The sequence below is a fragment of the uncultured Meiothermus sp. genome (genome assembly GCF_937863175.1).
Taxonomy (GTDB): Bacteria; Deinococcota; Deinococci; order Deinococcales; family Thermaceae; genus Meiothermus.
The window spans coordinates 1-1,338 of the sequence record NZ_CALMCQ010000391.1; the positions used below are offsets into that span (position 1 = coordinate 1).

A 1,338-nucleotide genomic window follows, 5' to 3' on the forward strand; every position below is an offset into this window, starting at 1 on the left:
CCAAAAAACACCAGGTAGGTGATCAGGAGTCGGGAGTTTACGTTGTAAAACTCCCGGCTGCGCTGGGCCGCCAGGGCTACGAGGTAGTCGCGGATGATGATAAAATTCATGGTCGCCAGGACAATCGCCACAATTAGCAGGATCAGCCCCAGAATTAGAGAGACACGCCCCAGAACACTCATGACGATAGTTTACCGGATCTGGGGATTAGATTCATACTGCTATCCGGGCAGTTATTCAGATGGAGCGCAAACCTTATCTCAGCCCCCGCCCAGGTAAATCCCGTGACCGGCCAGCACACTCTGGGTGGCAGTGTCGAATCGGCAGGGTGTCACCACCGCCTCCCGCAGGGGGCTGGAGCGTGTGGTGCATCAGCAACCGCCCCATTGCTATACTTGGAGGGTGATCGAGACCCCCAAAACCCCTCTGCGTGACGAGCCGGTCTTTGACCTGATCCGGCAGGAAGAAGAGCGCCAGCGCAACGGACTCGAGCTGATCGCCTCGGAAAACTTTACCTCGGCTGCAGTACGCGAAGCCGTAGGCAGCGTGTTGACCAACAAATACGCCGAGGGCTACCCCGGCAAGCGCTGGTACGGTGGTTGCGAGATTGTAGACCAGATCGAGACCCTGGCCATCGAGCGGGCCAAACAGCTCTTTGGTGCAGCCTGGGCCAACGTCCAGCCCCACTCTGGCTCCAGCGCCAACATTGCGGTTTATGCAGCCCTGCTCAAACCCGGTGAGACCGTGCTGGGCATGGATCTGTCGCATGGGGGCCACCTGACCCACGGCTCTCCAGTCAACTTCTCGGGCCTCAACTACCGGTTTTTTGGCTACAAGGTGCGGCCCGGCGACGAACGACTGCATATGGAGGATGTGCGAACCCTGGCCCTCGAGCACCACCCCAGAATGATCATCTGCGGAGCCAGCGCCTACAGCCGAGTCCTGGACTTCCAGGCTTTCCGCCAGATAGCCGACGAGGTCGGGGCCTACCTGGTAGCCGACATCGCCCATATCGCCGGGCTGGTCGCCACCGGGCTACACCCTTCGCCCCTGCCCTATGCTCATGTGGTCACCTCGACCACCCACAAGACCCTGCGGGGGCCGCGCTCGGGCTTGATAATGTCCAATGACCTCGAGGTTGCGGCCATCCTGGATCGCTCCATCTTTCCCGGAACCCAGGGCGGGCCGCTCGAGCACGTTATCGCTGGTAAAGCCATTGCTTTTGGCGAAGCCTTGCGCCCCGAGTTTAAAACCTACTCGGCCCAGATCGTCCAGAACGCCCAGGCTCTGGCCGCAGAGCTTCAGAAACGTGGCTACCGGGTGGTTTCGGGGGGTACC

2 protein-coding genes are annotated in these 1,338 nt (G+C 60.5%); one reads left to right on the plus strand and one right to left on the minus strand.

Annotated features, from left to right (window positions below; genetic code table 11):
* Positions 1 to 182, minus strand: a 182-nt coding sequence (locus Q0288_RS14655) for a hypothetical protein (RefSeq protein WP_299431896.1), incomplete at its 3' end; no start/stop codon positions are given.
* A gap of 220 nt (positions 183 to 402) precedes the next feature.
* On the opposite strand from Q0288_RS14655, the gene glyA reads away from it, so the two are divergent.
* Positions 403 to 1,338: serine hydroxymethyltransferase (gene glyA, locus Q0288_RS14660; RefSeq protein WP_299431899.1), on the plus strand; the 936-nt coding region annotated here is incomplete at its 3' end.